The sequence below is a fragment of the Amycolatopsis methanolica 239 genome (assembly GCF_000739085.1).
GTDB classification, from domain to species: domain Bacteria; phylum Actinomycetota; class Actinomycetes; order Mycobacteriales; family Pseudonocardiaceae; genus Amycolatopsis_E; species Amycolatopsis_E methanolica.
The window spans coordinates 4636797-4651721 of sequence record NZ_CP009110.1; the positions used below are offsets into that span (position 1 = coordinate 4636797).

At 71.1% G+C, this 14925-nt stretch carries 16 protein-coding genes and 2 pseudogenes; 5 read left to right on the plus strand and 13 right to left on the minus strand.

Going from position 1 to position 14925, the window contains the following annotated elements; all coding sequences use genetic code 11:
- From AMETH_RS22570 to AMETH_RS42145, 5 genes are all read right to left on the minus strand, one after another.
- The gene (locus AMETH_RS22570; protein ID WP_017983428.1) at nucleotides 1–1617 is read right to left on the minus strand and encodes an AMP-binding protein; all 1617 of its coding nucleotides are present in this window, start codon (nucleotides 1615–1617) and stop codon (nucleotides 1–3) included.
- Nucleotides 1614–2444, minus strand: a complete 831-nt coding sequence (locus AMETH_RS22575) for an alpha/beta fold hydrolase (protein ID WP_017983429.1) — start codon at nucleotides 2442–2444, stop codon at nucleotides 1614–1616. The genes AMETH_RS22570 and AMETH_RS22575 overlap by 4 nt, the downstream gene beginning before the upstream one ends.
- Nucleotides 2441–3283 carry a MaoC/PaaZ C-terminal domain-containing protein gene (locus AMETH_RS36005; protein ID WP_017983430.1) on the minus strand — a complete coding sequence of 281 codons (843 nt, stop codon included), beginning with the start codon at nucleotides 3281–3283 and terminating at the stop codon, nucleotides 2441–2443. Before AMETH_RS36005 ends, AMETH_RS22575 begins: the two co-directional genes overlap by 4 nt.
- 14 nt (nucleotides 3284–3297) lie before the next feature.
- A complete protein-coding gene (locus AMETH_RS22585; protein WP_156131710.1) occupies nucleotides 3298–4608 on the minus strand; it encodes an MFS transporter in 1311 nt (436 codons plus the stop codon).
- Nucleotides 4609–4772: 164 nt separating this feature from the next.
- Nucleotides 4773–5618, minus strand: coding sequence for an enolase C-terminal domain-like protein (locus AMETH_RS42145; protein WP_323806959.1), 846 nt, complete (start codon nucleotides 5616–5618; stop codon nucleotides 4773–4775).
- On the opposite strand from AMETH_RS42145, the gene AMETH_RS39315 reads away from it, so the two are divergent.
- The 4 genes from AMETH_RS39315 to AMETH_RS22600 all read left to right on the plus strand — a co-directional run bounded on the left by AMETH_RS39315 (nucleotide 5589) and on the right by AMETH_RS22600 (nucleotide 7435).
- Complete coding sequence (locus AMETH_RS39315; RefSeq protein ID WP_209436802.1) at nucleotides 5589–5744, plus strand: helix-turn-helix domain-containing protein; 156 nt, start codon at nucleotides 5589–5591, stop codon at nucleotides 5742–5744. The genes AMETH_RS42145 and AMETH_RS39315 overlap by 30 nt on opposite strands.
- Before the next feature lie 125 nt (nucleotides 5745–5869).
- On the plus strand, nucleotides 5870–6091 hold the full coding sequence (locus tag AMETH_RS39320; RefSeq protein WP_026153263.1) for an IclR family transcriptional regulator domain-containing protein: 222 nt from the start codon (nucleotides 5870–5872) through the stop codon (nucleotides 6089–6091).
- A gap of 152 nt (nucleotides 6092–6243) precedes the next feature.
- On the plus strand, nucleotides 6244–6861 hold the full coding sequence (locus AMETH_RS22595; RefSeq protein WP_017983432.1) for a TetR/AcrR family transcriptional regulator: 618 nt from the start codon (nucleotides 6244–6246) through the stop codon (nucleotides 6859–6861).
- A gap of 85 nt (nucleotides 6862–6946) precedes the next feature.
- On the plus strand, nucleotides 6947–7435 hold the full coding sequence (locus tag AMETH_RS22600; RefSeq protein ID WP_017983433.1) for a nuclear transport factor 2 family protein: 489 nt from the start codon (nucleotides 6947–6949) through the stop codon (nucleotides 7433–7435).
- Between the two features lie 67 nt (nucleotides 7436–7502).
- On the opposite strand, the gene AMETH_RS41655 is transcribed toward AMETH_RS22600, so the two are convergent.
- From AMETH_RS41655 to AMETH_RS40680, 3 genes and pseudogenes are all read right to left on the minus strand, one after another.
- Nucleotides 7503–7637, minus strand: coding sequence for a hypothetical protein (locus AMETH_RS41655; protein WP_017983434.1), 135 nt, complete (start codon nucleotides 7635–7637; stop codon nucleotides 7503–7505).
- An 11-nt stretch (nucleotides 7638–7648) separates the two neighbouring features.
- Nucleotides 7649–7939 (minus strand): MarR family transcriptional regulator, encoded by a 291-nt coding sequence (locus AMETH_RS42150; protein WP_323806992.1) that lies wholly within the window; start codon nucleotides 7937–7939, stop codon nucleotides 7649–7651.
- Nucleotides 7913–8152 (minus strand): annotated as a pseudogene (locus AMETH_RS40680) (cbb3-type cytochrome c oxidase subunit I); the annotation flags it as partial. The pseudogene AMETH_RS40680 and the gene AMETH_RS42150, both read right to left, overlap by 27 nt.
- A 204-nt stretch (nucleotides 8153–8356) precedes the next feature.
- Between AMETH_RS40680 and AMETH_RS37190 the strand changes: the two are divergent.
- Nucleotides 8357–8848 (plus strand): annotated as a pseudogene (locus AMETH_RS37190) (cbb3-type cytochrome c oxidase subunit I); the annotation flags it as partial.
- Nucleotides 8849–9043: 195 nt separating this feature from the next.
- Here the strand turns inward: AMETH_RS37190 and AMETH_RS37195 are convergent.
- The 5 genes from AMETH_RS37195 to tkt all read right to left on the minus strand — a co-directional run bounded on the left by AMETH_RS37195 (nucleotide 9044) and on the right by tkt (nucleotide 14920).
- On the minus strand, nucleotides 9044–9283 hold the full coding sequence (locus AMETH_RS37195; protein ID WP_410468238.1) for an SDR family NAD(P)-dependent oxidoreductase: 240 nt from the start codon (nucleotides 9281–9283) through the stop codon (nucleotides 9044–9046).
- Between the two features lie 241 nt (nucleotides 9284–9524).
- Nucleotides 9525–10907 (minus strand): ATP-dependent 6-phosphofructokinase, encoded by a 1383-nt coding sequence (locus AMETH_RS22620; protein ID WP_017983436.1) that lies wholly within the window; start codon nucleotides 10905–10907, stop codon nucleotides 9525–9527.
- Between the two features lie 45 nt (nucleotides 10908–10952).
- On the minus strand, nucleotides 10953–11921 hold the full coding sequence (gene glpX, locus AMETH_RS22625; RefSeq protein WP_017983437.1) for a class II fructose-bisphosphatase: 969 nt from the start codon (nucleotides 11919–11921) through the stop codon (nucleotides 10953–10955).
- A gap of 41 nt (nucleotides 11922–11962) precedes the next feature.
- The gene (gene hxlB, locus AMETH_RS22630) at nucleotides 11963–12550 is read right to left on the minus strand and encodes a 6-phospho-3-hexuloisomerase (RefSeq protein ID WP_026153266.1); all 588 of its coding nucleotides are present in this window, start codon (nucleotides 12548–12550) and stop codon (nucleotides 11963–11965) included.
- A 237-nt stretch (nucleotides 12551–12787) separates the two neighbouring features.
- Nucleotides 12788–14920 carry a transketolase gene (gene tkt / locus AMETH_RS22635; RefSeq protein WP_017983439.1) on the minus strand — a complete coding sequence of 711 codons (2133 nt, stop codon included), beginning with the start codon at nucleotides 14918–14920 and terminating at the stop codon, nucleotides 12788–12790.
- Nucleotides 14921–14925: the final 5 nt, after the last annotated feature.

Below are 14925 nucleotides of genomic sequence, written 5' to 3' on the forward strand. Positions count from 1 at the left end.
TCAGACTCCCTCTCGCAGTGCCAGCTCGCGCAGTGCGGCGGCGCGGATCTTGGTTCCGTTCGTGCCGGAGGTGGTGGGCATTTCGTCGATCAGGCGGACCCGGGATGGCACTTTGAACTTGGCCAGGGTCTGGGCGCACCACTGCTTGAGCTCGTCTTCGCCGGGCCGGGACGGGCCGTAGGGCACCACGAAGGCCACAGCGATGGTGCCGCCGTCGCCGCCGGGCACGCCCACGACTTTGACCATCGCGACCGCGGGGTGCGCCGCCAGCCGGGTTTCGATCTCGGCCGGGTCGACCAGGAATCCCCGCAACCGCAGCACGTCACCGATCCGGCAGAGGTACTGCACGGTTCCCGGGGCGACCAGCCGGCCGAGGTCGCCGCTGCGGAACCAGCCGTCCTCGGTGAACACCTCGCCGGCGACCGCGGGATCACCGAGGTAGGCGTCGACGACATTCGGACCGCGGAACTGCATCTCGCCCTCGGCGCCGTCCGGCACGGTTTCCCCGGTGACCGGGTCGGCCACGCGGACCTCGATCGCCTCCGTGACCACCTGGCCGCCCCCGGACCACCGCAGCTCCGGCGGATACCGCCGGGGCCAGAACGCGGTCAGCGCGAACAGCTCCGACGAGCCGTACACGCCGGCGACGGTGGTGCCGAACTCCCGCTCCGCCCAGGCCGCCAGCTGGCGGGACCGGCCCTCGAAGTCCGCGATCCCGATCCACCGCAACGGCAGGGGCGCGGGGTGGTCCTGCCAGGCCCGCTCGATGCGGCCGAGGAGGTCGTCGGCGCCGATGACGTGGGTGACCCGGTGGCGCACCATGTCGGTAAGGACGCCCTCGGCGTCGAACACCGGCTCCAGGGCCACCGCGGCGCCGGAGAAGACCGCGGCCATCGCCGCGACGAACCCGAAGACCCCGGACAACGGGAGGGCGCCCAGCATGACGTCCCCGGGGCCCAGGCCGATGCGCTCGCCGGCGGCGACGAGGTGCTCGGCCATGCCGGGTTCGCCGTGGGCGGCCAGTTTCGGGCGGCCGGTCGAGCCCGAGGTGGTGAACGCCGTGGCCAGGCCCGGAACCGGGCACGGCCGCAGCTCACCACCACCGGACGCCTGGGGGAACGCCGACGCCCCACCGCCCACGTCGTAGGCCGCCACCTCGTCGGGGGACGCCGGTGCGGCCCCGGGCGCGGTGGTCACCAGGCACACCGGCGGCTCGGTCGCCGCCGCCTCGCGCGCCGCGCGCAGGACCCGGCCGAGGTCGAGATTCATGAAGTCGTGGGCGATCACCACCGCCCGGGGCCGGGCCATGCGCAGGACGTGCGCGACCTCGTCGACGTTGTACCGGGTGTTGATCCCGATGACGTGCGCTCCCACCGCCAGGGCGGCGAACTGCGCGGCGACGGCGTGGGACCAGTTCGGCAGCCAGACACCGACGCAGTCCCCCGCGCCGATCCCGTGCGCGCGCAGATCCTCGGCCATTCCGGCGGCCAGGTCACGCAACTGCCGCCTGCTGACCGGCCGCACCGGAGAACGGCCGGCGTCGGCGTCGTACAGCACCACGGCGTCGGGTTCGGCGTCGGCGAGTCCGGCGAACACATCGAGCAGACGCGGGGTCACGGTCGTCCCTCCTTCATCTCACCCAGCCAACCGTCCAGGACCTTCGCGAAGTCGTCCATCTCCTCCATCGGGTAGTGCCCGTATCCCGGCAGGAGCACGAACCGGCCGTCCGGCGCCTGCCGGGCGGACTCGGCCACCGATCGCGCATCGACCCACAGGTCGTCCTCGCCGGCCACGAACGTGATCGGGCACGGGATGCGCGGCAGCAGCGGGCGCACGTCATGCGCGCCCCACCCGATGAGGTCGCTGGTGGACACCAGCGGGTCCTCCCGGCAGTGCATGCGCGCGATCAGCTCGGCGCGCCCGCGGGCCACCCGGCGGCCGACGACCGCGCGGGTGCCCAGGTGAGTGCGATCGGCACGCGCGGCGGCGGCGCTGTCCTCCAGTTCCCGTTCCAGCGCATGCAGCTGGACCCGTCCCGGTCCGGACTCGGCGCACATCGACACCGCCGCGTCCAGCCGGTCGCCGTACCGCGCCGCGAGGTCCTGGGCGATCTTGCCGCCGATCGAGCAGCCGACCACCACCGGCCGCGTCACCTCCAGGACCTCCAGCAGCCGCACGAGCCAGTCCGCGTACTCGCGCAGGTCCCGCACCGCGCCCCCGGGCGCAGGCTCGGAATGCCCGTGCCCCGGCAGATCGGGCACGAGCACGCGGTATCCCAGTTCGCTCAGCGACCGCAGCGCGTGCCGCCACTGCACACCACTCTGCCCTGCGGTGTGTACCAGCACCAACGTGGTTCCGTTCGGCTCCCTCGGCGTAGCGTCCTGCACGAACCCGATGCGGTCGTGCAGCACCAGGTGGTGTGCGGTCACGGTGTGGACCGTCATGCGACCACCTCGGTGTGCTCGGTCCGGGCGAGCTCGCGGGCGACGTCCACGATGATCTCCAGGGCCTTGGTCAGCCGGAGGTATTCGTACGGATCACCGCTGGAGGCGAACTCCCCGGTCATCAACCGGGCACCGAACCGGCTCTCCTCCGCGGTCAGCAGATCCGCCCAGATCCGGTCGGGCGCACCGAAGGTGAACGTGGCGCCGTGCGGCGACCGGCGGGTCACGTCGATGATCCGGCCCCGGTAGATGCGCAGGTGGACTTCGTGCTCACCACCGCGCAGTCCGATGGTGCCGTCCCAGGACGCCACCGCGGACAGGAACGCCGCGTTCGCCGTCAGCCCCTCGGCAAGCGCTTTCCCCCATGCCACCGTGCCCACGTCCCGGTTCACGGGTCGCGGCCCTCCGTCGCCCGCCCGCACGAGCGCGGTGGCCGTGCCCGACTGGATCACGGTGCCGGCACCGTCGCGCAGCTCGTTGTACCGGGTCACCAGTCCCTGGCCGCCCCCGCGGCTGTCCTGCAGGCGGACGATCGTCACCGCGAGCGAGAGCTCGTCCCCCACCTTGATCGGCCGGTGGTAGGTCCAGCTCTCCTCGGTCGCCGCCACGATCGACGCGCTCACCAGCCCCAGCCGGGTCCACAGGCCGGCCGCCACCGCCGCACCGAAGGAACCCTGCAGGACCGGTTCCCCGAACGACGTGCCCCGGGCGTACTCGACGCTGGTGTGCAGGGGGTGGTCGTCGCCGCTGAGGGCGGTGAACCGCGCCAGGTCCTCCTCGGTCACCACCCTCGGTCCCGCCGTGAACCGCTGCCCGACCCGGAAGTCCTCGAAGTACATCCCACCTCCGCCGATCACGCCGCACCGTCCGCCCGCTCGGACGAAACCGCGTACAGGTCGCGCTGGAACCGTTCCCTGATGGTGCTCACCCCGGCGAAGGTCACCACGGCCATCGCGATGATGTACAGCGACACCGCCCACGATCCGCCGGAGGCGGCGACCAGGGCCGTGGTGATCATCGGCGCCAGTCCGCCTGCCAGCACGGACGCCACCTGGAAACCCAGTGACGCTCCGGAGAGCCGGACATCGGCCGGGAACATCTCGGCGTACATCGCGGTCTGGCACCCGAACATCGACGCGTGAATCGTGAACCCGATGACCAGCGCGACCCCCAGCCACAGCAGGCTGCCGGTGTCGATCAGCCAGAACATCGGGAACCCCGCGACCGCCATGGCCGCCGCACCCGCGAGGTAGATCCGCTTGCGCCCGAGCCGGTCGGACAACGCGCCGAACACCGGGATGGTCACCACCTGCGTCAGCCCCGCGAGCATCACCACGAGCAGCATCGGCGTGCGGTCCAGCCCGAGTGTCTTCGTCCCGTAGTCGAGAATCCCGGAGATGAAGATGTAGAAGGTTCCGTTGACCACGAAGAACGCCGCGATCGCCTGCAGGATCTGCCGCCAGTAAAGGCGGATCGCCTGCCCGACCGGGGCCTTGCGCACCCCGGCCCGCTGCGCGGCCGCCGAGGAGGCGTAACGGAGCTCGGTGAACACCGGACTCTCCTCGATCTTGAGCTGGACGTAGATCCCGACGACCACCAGCAGCAGCCCGGACAGGAACGGGATCCGCCAGCCCCACGCCTCGAACGAACCCGCCGGCACCAGCGCGGTGAGCACCAGGAAGAACCCGTTGCCGAGGACCGCGCCGAGGATCGTGCCGGTGTTGACCAGCGAGCCGTAGAAGCCGCGCTTCGCCACCGGGGCGTGCTCCACCAGCAGCATCGCCGCACCACCCCACTGCGCACCGACACCCAGCCCCTGCACGATCCGCGCGACCACGAGCAGGACCGGCGCCCACATCCCGGCGGTGTCGTAGGTCGGCAGCAATCCCACCACGAACGTCGCCACACCCATCAACAGCATCGAGCCGACCAGCGGGACCTTCCGTCCGTAACGGTCCCCCACGTGCCCGGCGAGCACCCCGCCGAGCGGCCGCGCGACGAATCCCACCGCCAGCGTCGCGAACGACGCGAGCGTGCCCTGCACGCCGCCCAGCGTGGGGAAGAACAACGGACCGAACACCAACGCCGCCGCCGTCGAATACACCAGGAAGTCGAACCACTCGAGCACGGTCGACGCGATGGAGGCGAAGGCCAGCTTCCGCATCCTGCGCTCGTCGACCACGAGACCGCCGTGAGCCGCATCGGCTCGGGCGGACGGGGACACGTCACGGTCCGTAGACACCGGGGGGACCTCCTCATCGATCGTCCACCACGGCCGTTCAGAACGAACGACCGTTCAGGCCAGTCAAGCAGGCGGCCCGCCCTGGGTCAACCCCCGGCGGCGCCGGCCTGCACCGCGGACGGAGTCGACAGTGGACGCTGGATCGGCCACGACAGGCCACGTAGTCGACACCGACCGGTCCCAGCCGCACTGGCGCGACGGGCACGATCACCCGATGCTCGCCGCTGCCCCACACCGGGACCGGCCCCAGGCCGTCGAGGCGCCCCCGGTAGCGACCGGACGCGACGACGAGCTCGGTCCTGCCCGTGCCCGCCCGGCCGGAACGCCCCCTCGACGTGGTGCGGACGGCCGAGTGCTCGCGCCGCCCCGCGCACGTCTCCGCGCCTCGGGCAGGCCCGGACGCGGGTCGAGACGCAGCGCAAGCCGGCCTCGGCCACGCCGTAACCAAGGACGGGCCGAACCGGGCGGGCACCTCGCCGAGCCCGCCACAGCACGCGTTCTTCCGACGAGGGGCGGGCCTCAACGCCGAGCGCGGCCGGCCTGGTCACCTCCGGGAGAACGCGCGCACCGCGTCCGGGTCGAGCTCGACCCCGAAGCCGGGCCCGTCGGGCAGGTGCAGCTCCCCCCTCGTAGCGCAGCGGGGTGGCGAGGTGCTCGGCACGCATCAGCAGGGGCCCGAACAGCTCGCTCCCCCAGGTCACCGCGGGCAGTGCGCACGCCAGGTGCAGCGAGGCCGCGGTGCCGACCGGACCGTCGATGGACGTGCCCGTGTGGGCGGGGATCCCGGCGGCCGCCGCGACGTCCGCGATGGACCTGGTTTCCGTCGCCGTCACAGGTGACCACCGTGACCCCGGTTGTGACACTTCCTGCGGACTGTCAAGAGAACTGAGGAAATGGAGCCGATGGACGACGAGAAGACGAGTCAGAACCACATCCAGGGCCTGGAACGCGGCCTTGCGGTGCTCACCGAGTTCGACGCCGACCGTCCGAACCCGACAGTGGCCGAGCTCGCGACGGCCCGGGCTGTCCCGCCCGGTCGTGCACCCGAGTCCTGTTGACCTTGCAACGACTTGGTTACGTGGCCGCGTCCGGTCCACACTGGACGTTGACGCCGCGGGTGCCGTCCATCGGCCAGCACTAGACGGCGACGCACGCCCTCACCGAACTGGCTCAACCACACCTGATGCGACAGGCCGAGCGGACCGGGGAGTCGGCCACCCTCGCGGTGATGGACGGCAACGAAGTCGTCTACATCGCGCGGGTGCCGGTACGCCGGGTGTTGAGCGTGACCGTGTCCCACGGCACGCGCGTCCCCGTGCACGCGACGATGCGCGAGGAGGTGGTCCCCGTGCTGCACGAGACCGTGAAGGCGATCAGCGGCGAGCTGGGGCACGAACGCGGGTGACACGGCGGCCCACGGCCGGCGGGACCGTCCCAGCCGAGGGCCGGCGGCGTGTGCGCACTCGCCATGCTCACACCTCCTCGGACCTGAACGAACGTTCTTACTCCAGAGAACCAGTCGCTTCGAGTTCCGTCAAGAACGTGTAACCTCGCCGGATGAACAGTCGTTCTGCTGCTGCCGCGCTGATCACCGAAACCGGCCGGGGCACCAAGGCGGCGATCCTCAACGCAGCCCTGGCCGCGTTCGGCGAAAAGGGCTTCAACGGCGCCTCGACACGCGATGTGGCCGCCGGCGCCGGAACCAGCCTGTCCAACCTCTACAACTACTTCCCGTCGAAGTCGCACCTGCTCGCCGAACTGCTCCAGCGGGCCAACGACGAGCTGCTGAACCGCACCAGCACCGCGGTCCAGCCCGCCGGGGACGACCCGGCCGACCGGATGCGGGAAGCGGTCAAGGCCTACGTCGGGTTCGTCGTGGACCACCAGACGGCGGCACTGGTCGCCATCAGCGAGATCCGCTACCTCCACGGCGAGCACCGGGAACGGGTCGTCCGCGCCCGCGACAGCACCCAGGCCATCTTCGGGGAGATCATCGCCGAGGGCGTCGCCCAGGGCCGGTTCACCACCCCCTACCCCGACGGCGCCGCACGGAACACCGTGTCGATGTGCTCGGCGATCTCCACCTGGTACCGCGCTGGCGGGCGCCTCTCCCGGAAGGCCCTCGCCGAGCAGCACGCCCGGTACACGCTCGCCCTGCTCGAAACCCGCGACTGACCGCAGGCACGCCTTGCCAACCGGCCCGCTCCCGCCTATCGTCTGAACGATCGTTCGTACTGAGGCGGAGAGCGGGGAGGCGCGCATGGGTGACCTGGAGGCCAGGATCCGGCGGCTCGAAGACGTCCAGGAGATCGGCCAGCTGCGTGCGCGGTACTGCCAGTACCTGGACGACGGGCACTGGGACGAGCTCGCCGGCCTGTTCACCGAGGAGGGCCGGTTCGTCGGCCTGTCCACCGCCAGCGGGCGCAGTGAACTGCGGACGTTCTTCGCCGGCCTGCAGGGCGGTCCGCTCACCGCGTGGTGGCACTTCAGCGCCAACGAGACGGTGACGGTCGACGGCGACACCGCCTCCGGGGAAACCTGGCTCTACCAGCCCTGCGTGGTCGACGGCGAGGCCCAGGTGGCCGCGGGCCGCTACACCGATTCGCTGGTGCGCCAGGACGGGAAGTGGCTGTTCACCGAGCGGAAGGTCACCTTCTTCTGGTGGGTGCCCCTGACCGCCGGGTGGGACGCCGGGAGAATCGGCTGGGCCCCGGCCGACGGGGCCCTGGACCCTCGCTACCGGGGATGAGTGAAGCCCTGCCCCGCGGGGTGCCGGCGGATCATTTCGTACCGCGGTGACTTCGCGCCGAGCTGGTTCAACCCGCTTCGAATCGACGGAGCAGCAGCGTTAGCAGGCCGGCCAGTTCGGTGCGCTGCTGCCGCGTCAGGGGCGCGAGCAGGTCGTCCTCGAAGGCGAAGTGGTCGGCGATGTCGTCGTCCAGGTCGGACACCGCCTCCGGGGTCAGGGTGACCAGGACGCTGCGCTGGTCGTCGGCCGAGGCTCGCGCATGATCCAGCCGTCGCGCTCCAGCCGGTGCAACCGTCCGGTGAGGCCGGAGGACGAGATCAGCATCTCCGCGCGCAACTGGGACGGCGTCATCGCGTATGGCGGCCCGATGCGGCGCAGCGCCCGCAGCACCTCGAAGTCGCCCACGTTGGCGACCATCCGCCCGCGCCGGCGGCGCAGCCGGCCGTTCTCCGCGCCCTCCACGTGCTGCGCGATCCGCAGGATCGGGGTCGCGTACAGCAGCATGATCGTGCCGTGCATGGTGAACAGCTGATTGTACTGCTCCTGCGACAGGAACTGCTGCCCTGGGCGCGCCAGCTCGGTGCGGATCAGCATCGCCATCGCGCCGCCCACCATGAAGAACGCGAACGACGTGACCAGGTACATGATGCCGATCTGCTTGTGGTCCGTCGTGCGCAACAACCGCAGCAGCACCGAACCCCTGGCGGAGCGGCGCGCGACCGGCCGGGCGGGCGCCGAGGGGGAGGCAGTCACGAAGGCGAGGTTATTTCGCTCGCGAGCGAAGTATCTACCCGAGGGGCCGTGCGGGTGTCCGGAGAGACACGAGGTACTACTTCACGACATGGATGGTGATGTCGTCGGCCGCTCGGTGGCGCTGTGGGCCGAGCAGATGCCTGGCCTGGACGTCTCGGCCTCGGAGGTGCGACGCCGATCCTGTTCGGGTTCGCCAACTTCGTGCTGCCGCTGCAGATCGGCGCCCCGGACGTCGCGTTCCCCCGTCTCAACGCGCTGTCCTACTGGCTCTTCCTGTTCGGCGGCGTCATCACCGTCTCCGGCTTCCTGACCCCGGGCGGTGCGGCCGACTTCGGCTGGTTCGCCTACACCCCGCCGTCGGGCGCGATCTACTCGCCCGGCGCGGGCGGCGACCTGTGGATCGCCGGGCTGACGGTGTCCGGTCTGGGCACTATCCTCGGCGCGGTCAACATGGTCACCACGATCGTGTGCCTGCGCGCGCCAGGCATGACGATGTTCCGGATGCCGATCTTCACCTGGAACGTCCTGGTGACGAGCGTGATGACCCTGATCGCGTTCCCGATCCTGACCGCCGCGCTGCTCGGTCTGGCGGCCGACCGGCATCTCGGGGCGCACGTGTTCGACCCGGCCAACGGCGGCGTGATCCTGTGGCAGCACCTGAGCCAACCGAACTCGGTGCAGTCCCTCGTGACCTCTTTGGACAGGTTTCGAGCAGGCCCCCACCGCGTACTTGCTGGCGCAGTAGCAGGCCCCCAGGCACGGCCATCGAGCTCACCGGGAGGATGCTCCAACCGGCGCTGCCGCATCCCGGGGCAGCACCGCGTACACGGTGGTGGCGACTCCGAAGACACCGCGTTACCCGGCCACGTCGAACACCGCCTTGTCGTCGGTCACGTCGAAGAGCCGCCCGTGGGCGCGCGTCGGCGCCAGGGCCTCGAACCGGGCCAGGTCGTCGTCCTTGCGCACCGTGCCGACGACCGTGTGGCCCGCGGCCAGCGCCCGCTGCGCGAAGGCGCGGCCCAAACCGCTGCTCGCACCGGTGATCAGCAAGGTTCGCGTCGGGGTCACCAGTAGCGGACCCAGCATACCGGGCATGGCGGCGAACTGCCGTCGTGATCGCACAAGACGTTGCGCGCGGCGGCGCTGTGCCGGACGTCGGCCAGCCACAGCCGGAACCACTCGCGCACGGTGAGCCGCCGCAGGCCGGGGATGCGCCACTCGGACGCGCGCTCGTCTCGCGATCGCACGTCAGCTGCCCGAGCGTGCGGACGGAGCAAGAAAACCGGACATCACGCTCAGCCCCTTCGGCGAGACAACCTGCGTTCGCACCAAAATATCAGCAGAACCCGCTGGAAATCCTCTCCCGCGCGGCGACCGCGCCGAACTCCGCGGGCTGGCAGGTGGTTTCGAGCACCGACATCCACAGGTCCCCGTCCGGGTCGACCTGGTTGCGCCGGCGCGTCATCAGGGAGAAGGGGACGTGCACGAACCGCCGCCGCCAGCGCGCCACCGCCGCCTCGGTGCGGCCTGCCATCGCCGCGTGCACCGCGGCGTGCGCCAGCCGCAGGCAGTAAACGCTGTCGTAGGCGTTCGCCGGGATGCTGCGGATCGCATAGCTGGGGTCGATGTACCGCATCGTGGGGGCCAGACCCGCAGCCGTCAGGTGCGCCTCGATGCTCGTCCGCAGCAGTTCCCCGATGTTGCCGAGCTTGACGTTGCCCGAGGCGTCGGTGCCGCGCCCGTTGAGCTGCGGAAGACCGTGCGCGTCGAACAGATCCTGCCCGGCGCCCTCGGCCACCACGACCACCGCGAAACCCTTGGCACGCACCAGGCGTTCGACGTGGGCCAGCAGGCCGTCGTCGCCGTCGAGCGCGAACGGCACCTCGGGGATCAGCACGACGTCAGCGGAGTTCGCCGCCAGTGCGGCGTAGGCGGCGATGAAACCGGAGTGCCGCCCCATCAGCTTCACGATCCCCACGCCGTTCGGGCTCGCCGCGGCTTCCACCGACACCGCGGAGATGAAGTCGGTGGCCCGCGCGAACGCGCTCTGGAACCCGAACGACTGATCGGTGAAGGGCAGGTCGTTGTCGATCGTCTTCGGCACACCGATCACCGCGATGTCCAGACCGCGCGCCCGGATCGCGCCGCTGAGGAACGTGGCCGCGCGCATCCCGCCGTCGCCGCCGATGACGAACATGACGTCGACGCCGTGCAGCGCGAGGGTCTCCACCATCTCGTCCGCATCCTGGCCGCCGCGGGAGCTGCCCAGGATGGTGCCGCCGAGGTTGTGGATGTCGCGCACCACCTCCGGGGTCAGTTCGACGGTGTCGTCGCGGTGCGCGGCCGTCAGCCCCTGCAGGCCGTTGCGGAACCCGACGATCCGCTTGACCCGGTAGTGCACCGACAGCTCCTGCACCAGTCCGCGGATGACGTTGTTGAGGCCGGGGCACAGCCCGCCGCAGGTGACGATGCCCGCCGTCACGCGTGCCGGGTCGAAGTAGATCTTCCGCCGCGGCCCAGCAGCCTCGAAACTCGGCGCCTGCACCGAGGGCAGGCTGTGCTCGGCGAGCATCGCCACGGTGTCCTCGAGCAGGACGCGGTCGCCTTCCGCGACGTAGTGCGGCGAGGTTCGCTTCGTCGACAGCACCTCGGCGAACGGCGAATCGTAACGGCATTCGCCGAGCAGGCGAACGCGGAGGTCGTCCAGGTGCAGCGTCACCTAATCTCCTTGAACGTCAACGAAAACCGGATCGAGGCGGCGCGGTCAGCCGCGCGCTTTCTCGAACGTGGTGTGGGTGATGTGGCGGACCTGCCCGTCGGTGATCAGGAGCGACTCGGCGATTGTGACGCCGTCGCGTTCCCGCGGCCTGCCGAGCAGCGGCCCGCCGCTGACCCCGGTGGCGACGAAGAACGCGTCACCGGACACCAGTTCGTCGCAGTCGTAGACGCGGTCGAGGGACAGGCCCGCGGCGCGGATCGCGTCCGCTTCCTCCGCGCGCTGCGGGGCGAGGCGGCCGAGCATGCCGCCACCGAGCGCGCGCACCGCCGCGGCGGTCATCACACCCTCCGGGGTGCCACCGACGCCGAGGAGCAGGTCGACGTCCAGCGTCGGCAGGAGCACGGCGAGACTCCCCCCGACGTCCCCACCCGCCGGTGCCTGCACCGCCGCGCCGGCCCGCACCACCCGCCGGATCAGATCCTGGTGCCGCGGCTTGTCCATGATGACGACGCGGAGCTCGCGGACCTGCTTGCCGAGCGCGCCGGCCACCTTCTCCAGCGTGCGCTCGGGCGGGTCATCGAGGTCGATGACGTCCTTCGCGGGCGCGGGCACCACAATCTTGTCCATGTAGAACCCCGGCCCCGGCGACCAGAAGGCGCCGCGCACGCCGAACGCGATCGTGGCGAGCGCGCCGGGATGGTCCCTGGCGCAGAACGAGGTTCCCTCCAGCGGGTCGACCGCGATATCGAAGTCGGGCCCCCGCCCGGTGCCGACGACCTCGCCGTTGAACAACATCGGCGCGTCGTCCTTCTCCCCCTCGCCGATGACGACGGTTCCCCGCCCGGGAGCGTCGGCCAGCGCCGCGCGCATGGCCGCGGTCGCGGCCGCGTCGGCCGCCTTCTGGTCGCGCCTGCCGACCCAGGCGTAGCTGGCCACCGCCGCGCTGCGGGTGGCGGTCAGAGCCACCGCCTCCAGTGTGTGGATGTCGGTGGTGGCGGCGTCGTCGTGCTGCATGGGGAACTCCTCGTCGGGTACGGAGGGGACGGACGGGGCGGTCACTCGAGGTTGGCGTGGCGGCGCCACAGTTCGCGGGCCTGGCTCCCGCCGGTCTTCCAGAGCGTGTGGAACAGCGCATCGGTGATCAGCAGCACGGACTGTTCGAACAGGCTGCCCGCGTACTGGACGGAGGTGTTGCCGTCGAAGTCCTGCTTGTCGGCGGCCGGGACGATCAGCACCTCGGTCGCGAGCTTGGCCAGCGGCGAATCGGCGGCCGTGGTCAGCGCGATCACGTCGGCCCCCTGATCACGAGCGGTCTGCGCGGCGCGCACCACCCGCGCGGTCTTGCCGGAGCCCGAGGCCGCCACCAGGACGTCGCGCGCACCGATCGCCGGAGCGGTCGTCTCGCCCACGACGTGGGTGGCCAGGCCCAGGTGCATGAACCGCATCGCGGCCATCTGCAGGGCGAGCCCGCTGCGCCCGGTGCCGATTGTGAACACGTGCGGCGCCTCGAGCAGCAGCTCCGCCGCCCGGATCCAGGACGGCGAATCCACGCCCGCCCGCACCTTGTCCACTTCACCGACAACGGCGCGCGTAGCGTCGAGGAAATGATCGGCGTCGAGTTTCCGCGACAATGATTTCGTCAACGAACTCCTCCTCCACCCGGAGACACCCAAAGAATTGATGGAACTCGAGCATCGCCCACTAGCGCGGAAACCGGCAAGATTCCGCGGCATTGGGAAACGCTATCCCGTGGTCACCGGAACGAATACCATTCCTTAACACCCGTCACGATTCGGCCGTTTACACGCCGGCGGCCCCGGCTCACACGCCGGGGCCGCCGGGGCGCACGGCGTTCACCGCCGCCGTGCGCGGGCAGGGCATCACCCCTGTCGTACGGAGTGCAGGCTCCGCCGGGCCGCGTCCACGACGGCCTCAGTGGTGATGCCGAATTGGCTGAACAACGTCCGGAAATCGGCCGAGGCGCCGAACCGCTCGAGCGAGACGATCTCACCGGCGTCGCCGGCGAACCGGTGCCACGGCTGCGCCGTGCCCGCCTCGACCACCACCCGCGCGCGCACCGACGGGGGCAGCACCCGCTCCCGGTAGGCGCGGTCCTGCCGGTCGAACCACTCCACACACGGCATCGACACCACCCGCGTGGGCACCCCGTCGGCCTCGAGGACCTCCCGCGCGGCGACCGCGAGCTGCACCTCCGAGCCGGTGCCGACGAGCACCACCTCGGGTGCTCCCGACGACGCCTCGGCGAGCACGTACCCGCCGCGGGCCACCCCCTCGGCGGAGGTGCCCTCCAGCACCGGCAGGTCCTGCCTGCTCAACGCCAGCCCGGCCGGGCCGGTGGTGTCCTCCAGCACGGCCTTCCACGCATGCGCGGTCTCGTTGGCGTCGGCGGGCCGCACCACTGACATCCCGGGAATGGCGCGCAGGGACGCGAGCTGTTCCACGGGCTGGTGGGTCGGACCGTCCTCACCGAGGCCGATCGAATCGTGCGTCCACACGTAGATCACGGGCAACCGCATCAGCGCGGCGAGGCGGACCGCCGGGCGCATGTAGTCGCTGAAGATGAGGAACGTGCCACCGTAGGGACGCGTTCCGCCGTGCAGCGCGATGCCGTTGAGGATGGAGCCCATCGCGTGCTCGCGGATGCCGAAGTGCAACGTGCGGCCGTAGGGCTGCGCGCGCCACGCCCTGGTCGAGATCTCGGCGGGCCCGAAGGAGTCGGCGCCCGCGATGGTGGTGTTGTTGCTCTCGGCCAGGTCCGCCGATCCGCCCCACAACTCGGGCAGGACCGGTCCGAGCGCGGCGAGAACGGCGGCGGAGGCCTTGCGGGTGGCGACGCCCTTCGGGTCGGTTTGCCAGGTGGGCAGGCCCGCGGACCAGCCCTCGGGCAGCTCGCGCCGGGACAGCCGGTCCAGCAGCGCCTTGCGCTCGGGGTTGGCGCGCGCCCACGCGTCGAACTCGACCTGCCACTTCTCCCGGTCGGCCCGGGCGCGGTCGGCCACCCCCCTGGCATGGTGCAACACCTCGTCGTCGACGTCGAAGCTGCGCGCCGGGTCCATGCCGAGCGCGCGTTTCACCGCGGCGAGCTCGTCGGCGCCCAGCGCCGCGCCGTGCACCTTGCCGGTGTTCATCTTGGTGGGCGCGGGGTATCCGATCACGGTTCGCAGCACGATCAGCGTGGGACGGGTGGTCTCGGCCTTCGCCTGCTCGATCGCGTCGAGAAAGCCCGCCACGTTCTCACCGCCGTCGACGGTGAGAACGTGCCAGCCGTAGGCCTCGTACCGCTTCGCGGTGTCCTCCGACAGCGCGATCCGCGTGTCGTCCTCGATGGAGATCTCGTTGCTGTCGTAGATCACCGTGAGGTTCCCGAGCCGTTGCGTGCCCGCCAGGGACGACGCCTCGGCCGTCACGCCCTCCTCGATGTCCCCGTCGGACGCGATCACGTACACGTGGTGGTCGAACACGCTCTTGCCGGGCTCAGCGTCCGGGTCGAACAGCCCACGTTCCCGCCGCGCGGCCATGGCCATCCCGACGGCGTTGGCCAAGCCCTGACCCAGCGGACCCGTCGTGGTCTCCACCCCGTCGGTGTGCCCGTACTCGGGGTGTCCCGGGGTGAGCGATCCCCACGTGCGCAGCGCCTTGAGGTCCTCCAGTTCCAGGCCGTAGCCGGAGAGGTACAGCTGGATGTAGAGGGTGAGGCTGGAATGGCCCGCGGAGAGCACGAACCGGTCGCGGCCGACCCAGTGCGGGTCGCCCGGGTCGTGCCGCATGACCCGCTGGAACAACGCGTACGCGACGGGCGCCAGGCTCATGGCCGTTCCGGGGTGCCCGCTCCCGCACCGCTCGACCGCGTCGGCGGCCAGGACGCGGGCGGTGTCCACCGCGCGCCGGTCCAGCTCGGTCCAGTCGTCGGGAAGCCGCGGAGTGGTGAGGCGGACGACATCGGCGGGCGAGTCGATCGCGCGATCCGCGGAAATCGCTTCGTGTGCTGCCATGAACG

What these genes read in the sequence shown, in the direction of transcription:
- AMETH_RS22575 (WP_017983429.1), bottom strand. Translation starts at nt 2,444, where the DNA reads ATGACGGTCCACACCGTGACCGCACACCACCTGGTGCTGCACGACCGC.
- AMETH_RS36005 (WP_017983430.1), bottom strand. Translation starts at nt 3,283, where the DNA reads ATGTACTTCGAGGACTTCCGGGTCGGGCAGCGGTTCACGGCGGGACCG.
- AMETH_RS22585 (WP_156131710.1), bottom strand. Translation starts at nt 4,608, where the DNA reads ATGCGGAAGCTGGCCTTCGCCTCCATCGCGTCGACCGTGCTCGAGTGG.
- AMETH_RS39315 (WP_209436802.1), top strand. Translation starts at nt 5,589, where the DNA reads ATGGACGACGAGAAGACGAGTCAGAACCACATCCAGGGCCTGGAACGC.
- AMETH_RS39320 (WP_026153263.1), top strand. Translation starts at nt 5,870, where the DNA reads ATGCGACAGGCCGAGCGGACCGGGGAGTCGGCCACCCTCGCGGTGATG.
- AMETH_RS22595 (WP_017983432.1), top strand. Translation starts at nt 6,244, where the DNA reads ATGAACAGTCGTTCTGCTGCTGCCGCGCTGATCACCGAAACCGGCCGG.
- AMETH_RS22600 (WP_017983433.1), top strand. Translation starts at nt 6,947, where the DNA reads ATGGGTGACCTGGAGGCCAGGATCCGGCGGCTCGAAGACGTCCAGGAG.
- AMETH_RS42150 (WP_323806992.1), bottom strand. Translation starts at nt 7,939, where the DNA reads ATGCTGCTGTACGCGACCCCGATCCTGCGGATCGCGCAGCACGTGGAG.
- AMETH_RS37195 (WP_410468238.1), bottom strand. Translation starts at nt 9,283, where the DNA reads ATGCCCGGTATGCTGGGTCCGCTACTGGTGACCCCGACGCGAACCTTG.
- glpX (WP_017983437.1), bottom strand. Translation starts at nt 11,921, where the DNA reads ATGCAGCACGACGACGCCGCCACCACCGACATCCACACACTGGAGGCG.
- tkt (WP_017983439.1), bottom strand. Translation starts at nt 14,920, where the DNA reads ATGGCAGCACACGAAGCGATTTCCGCGGATCGCGCGATCGACTCGCCC.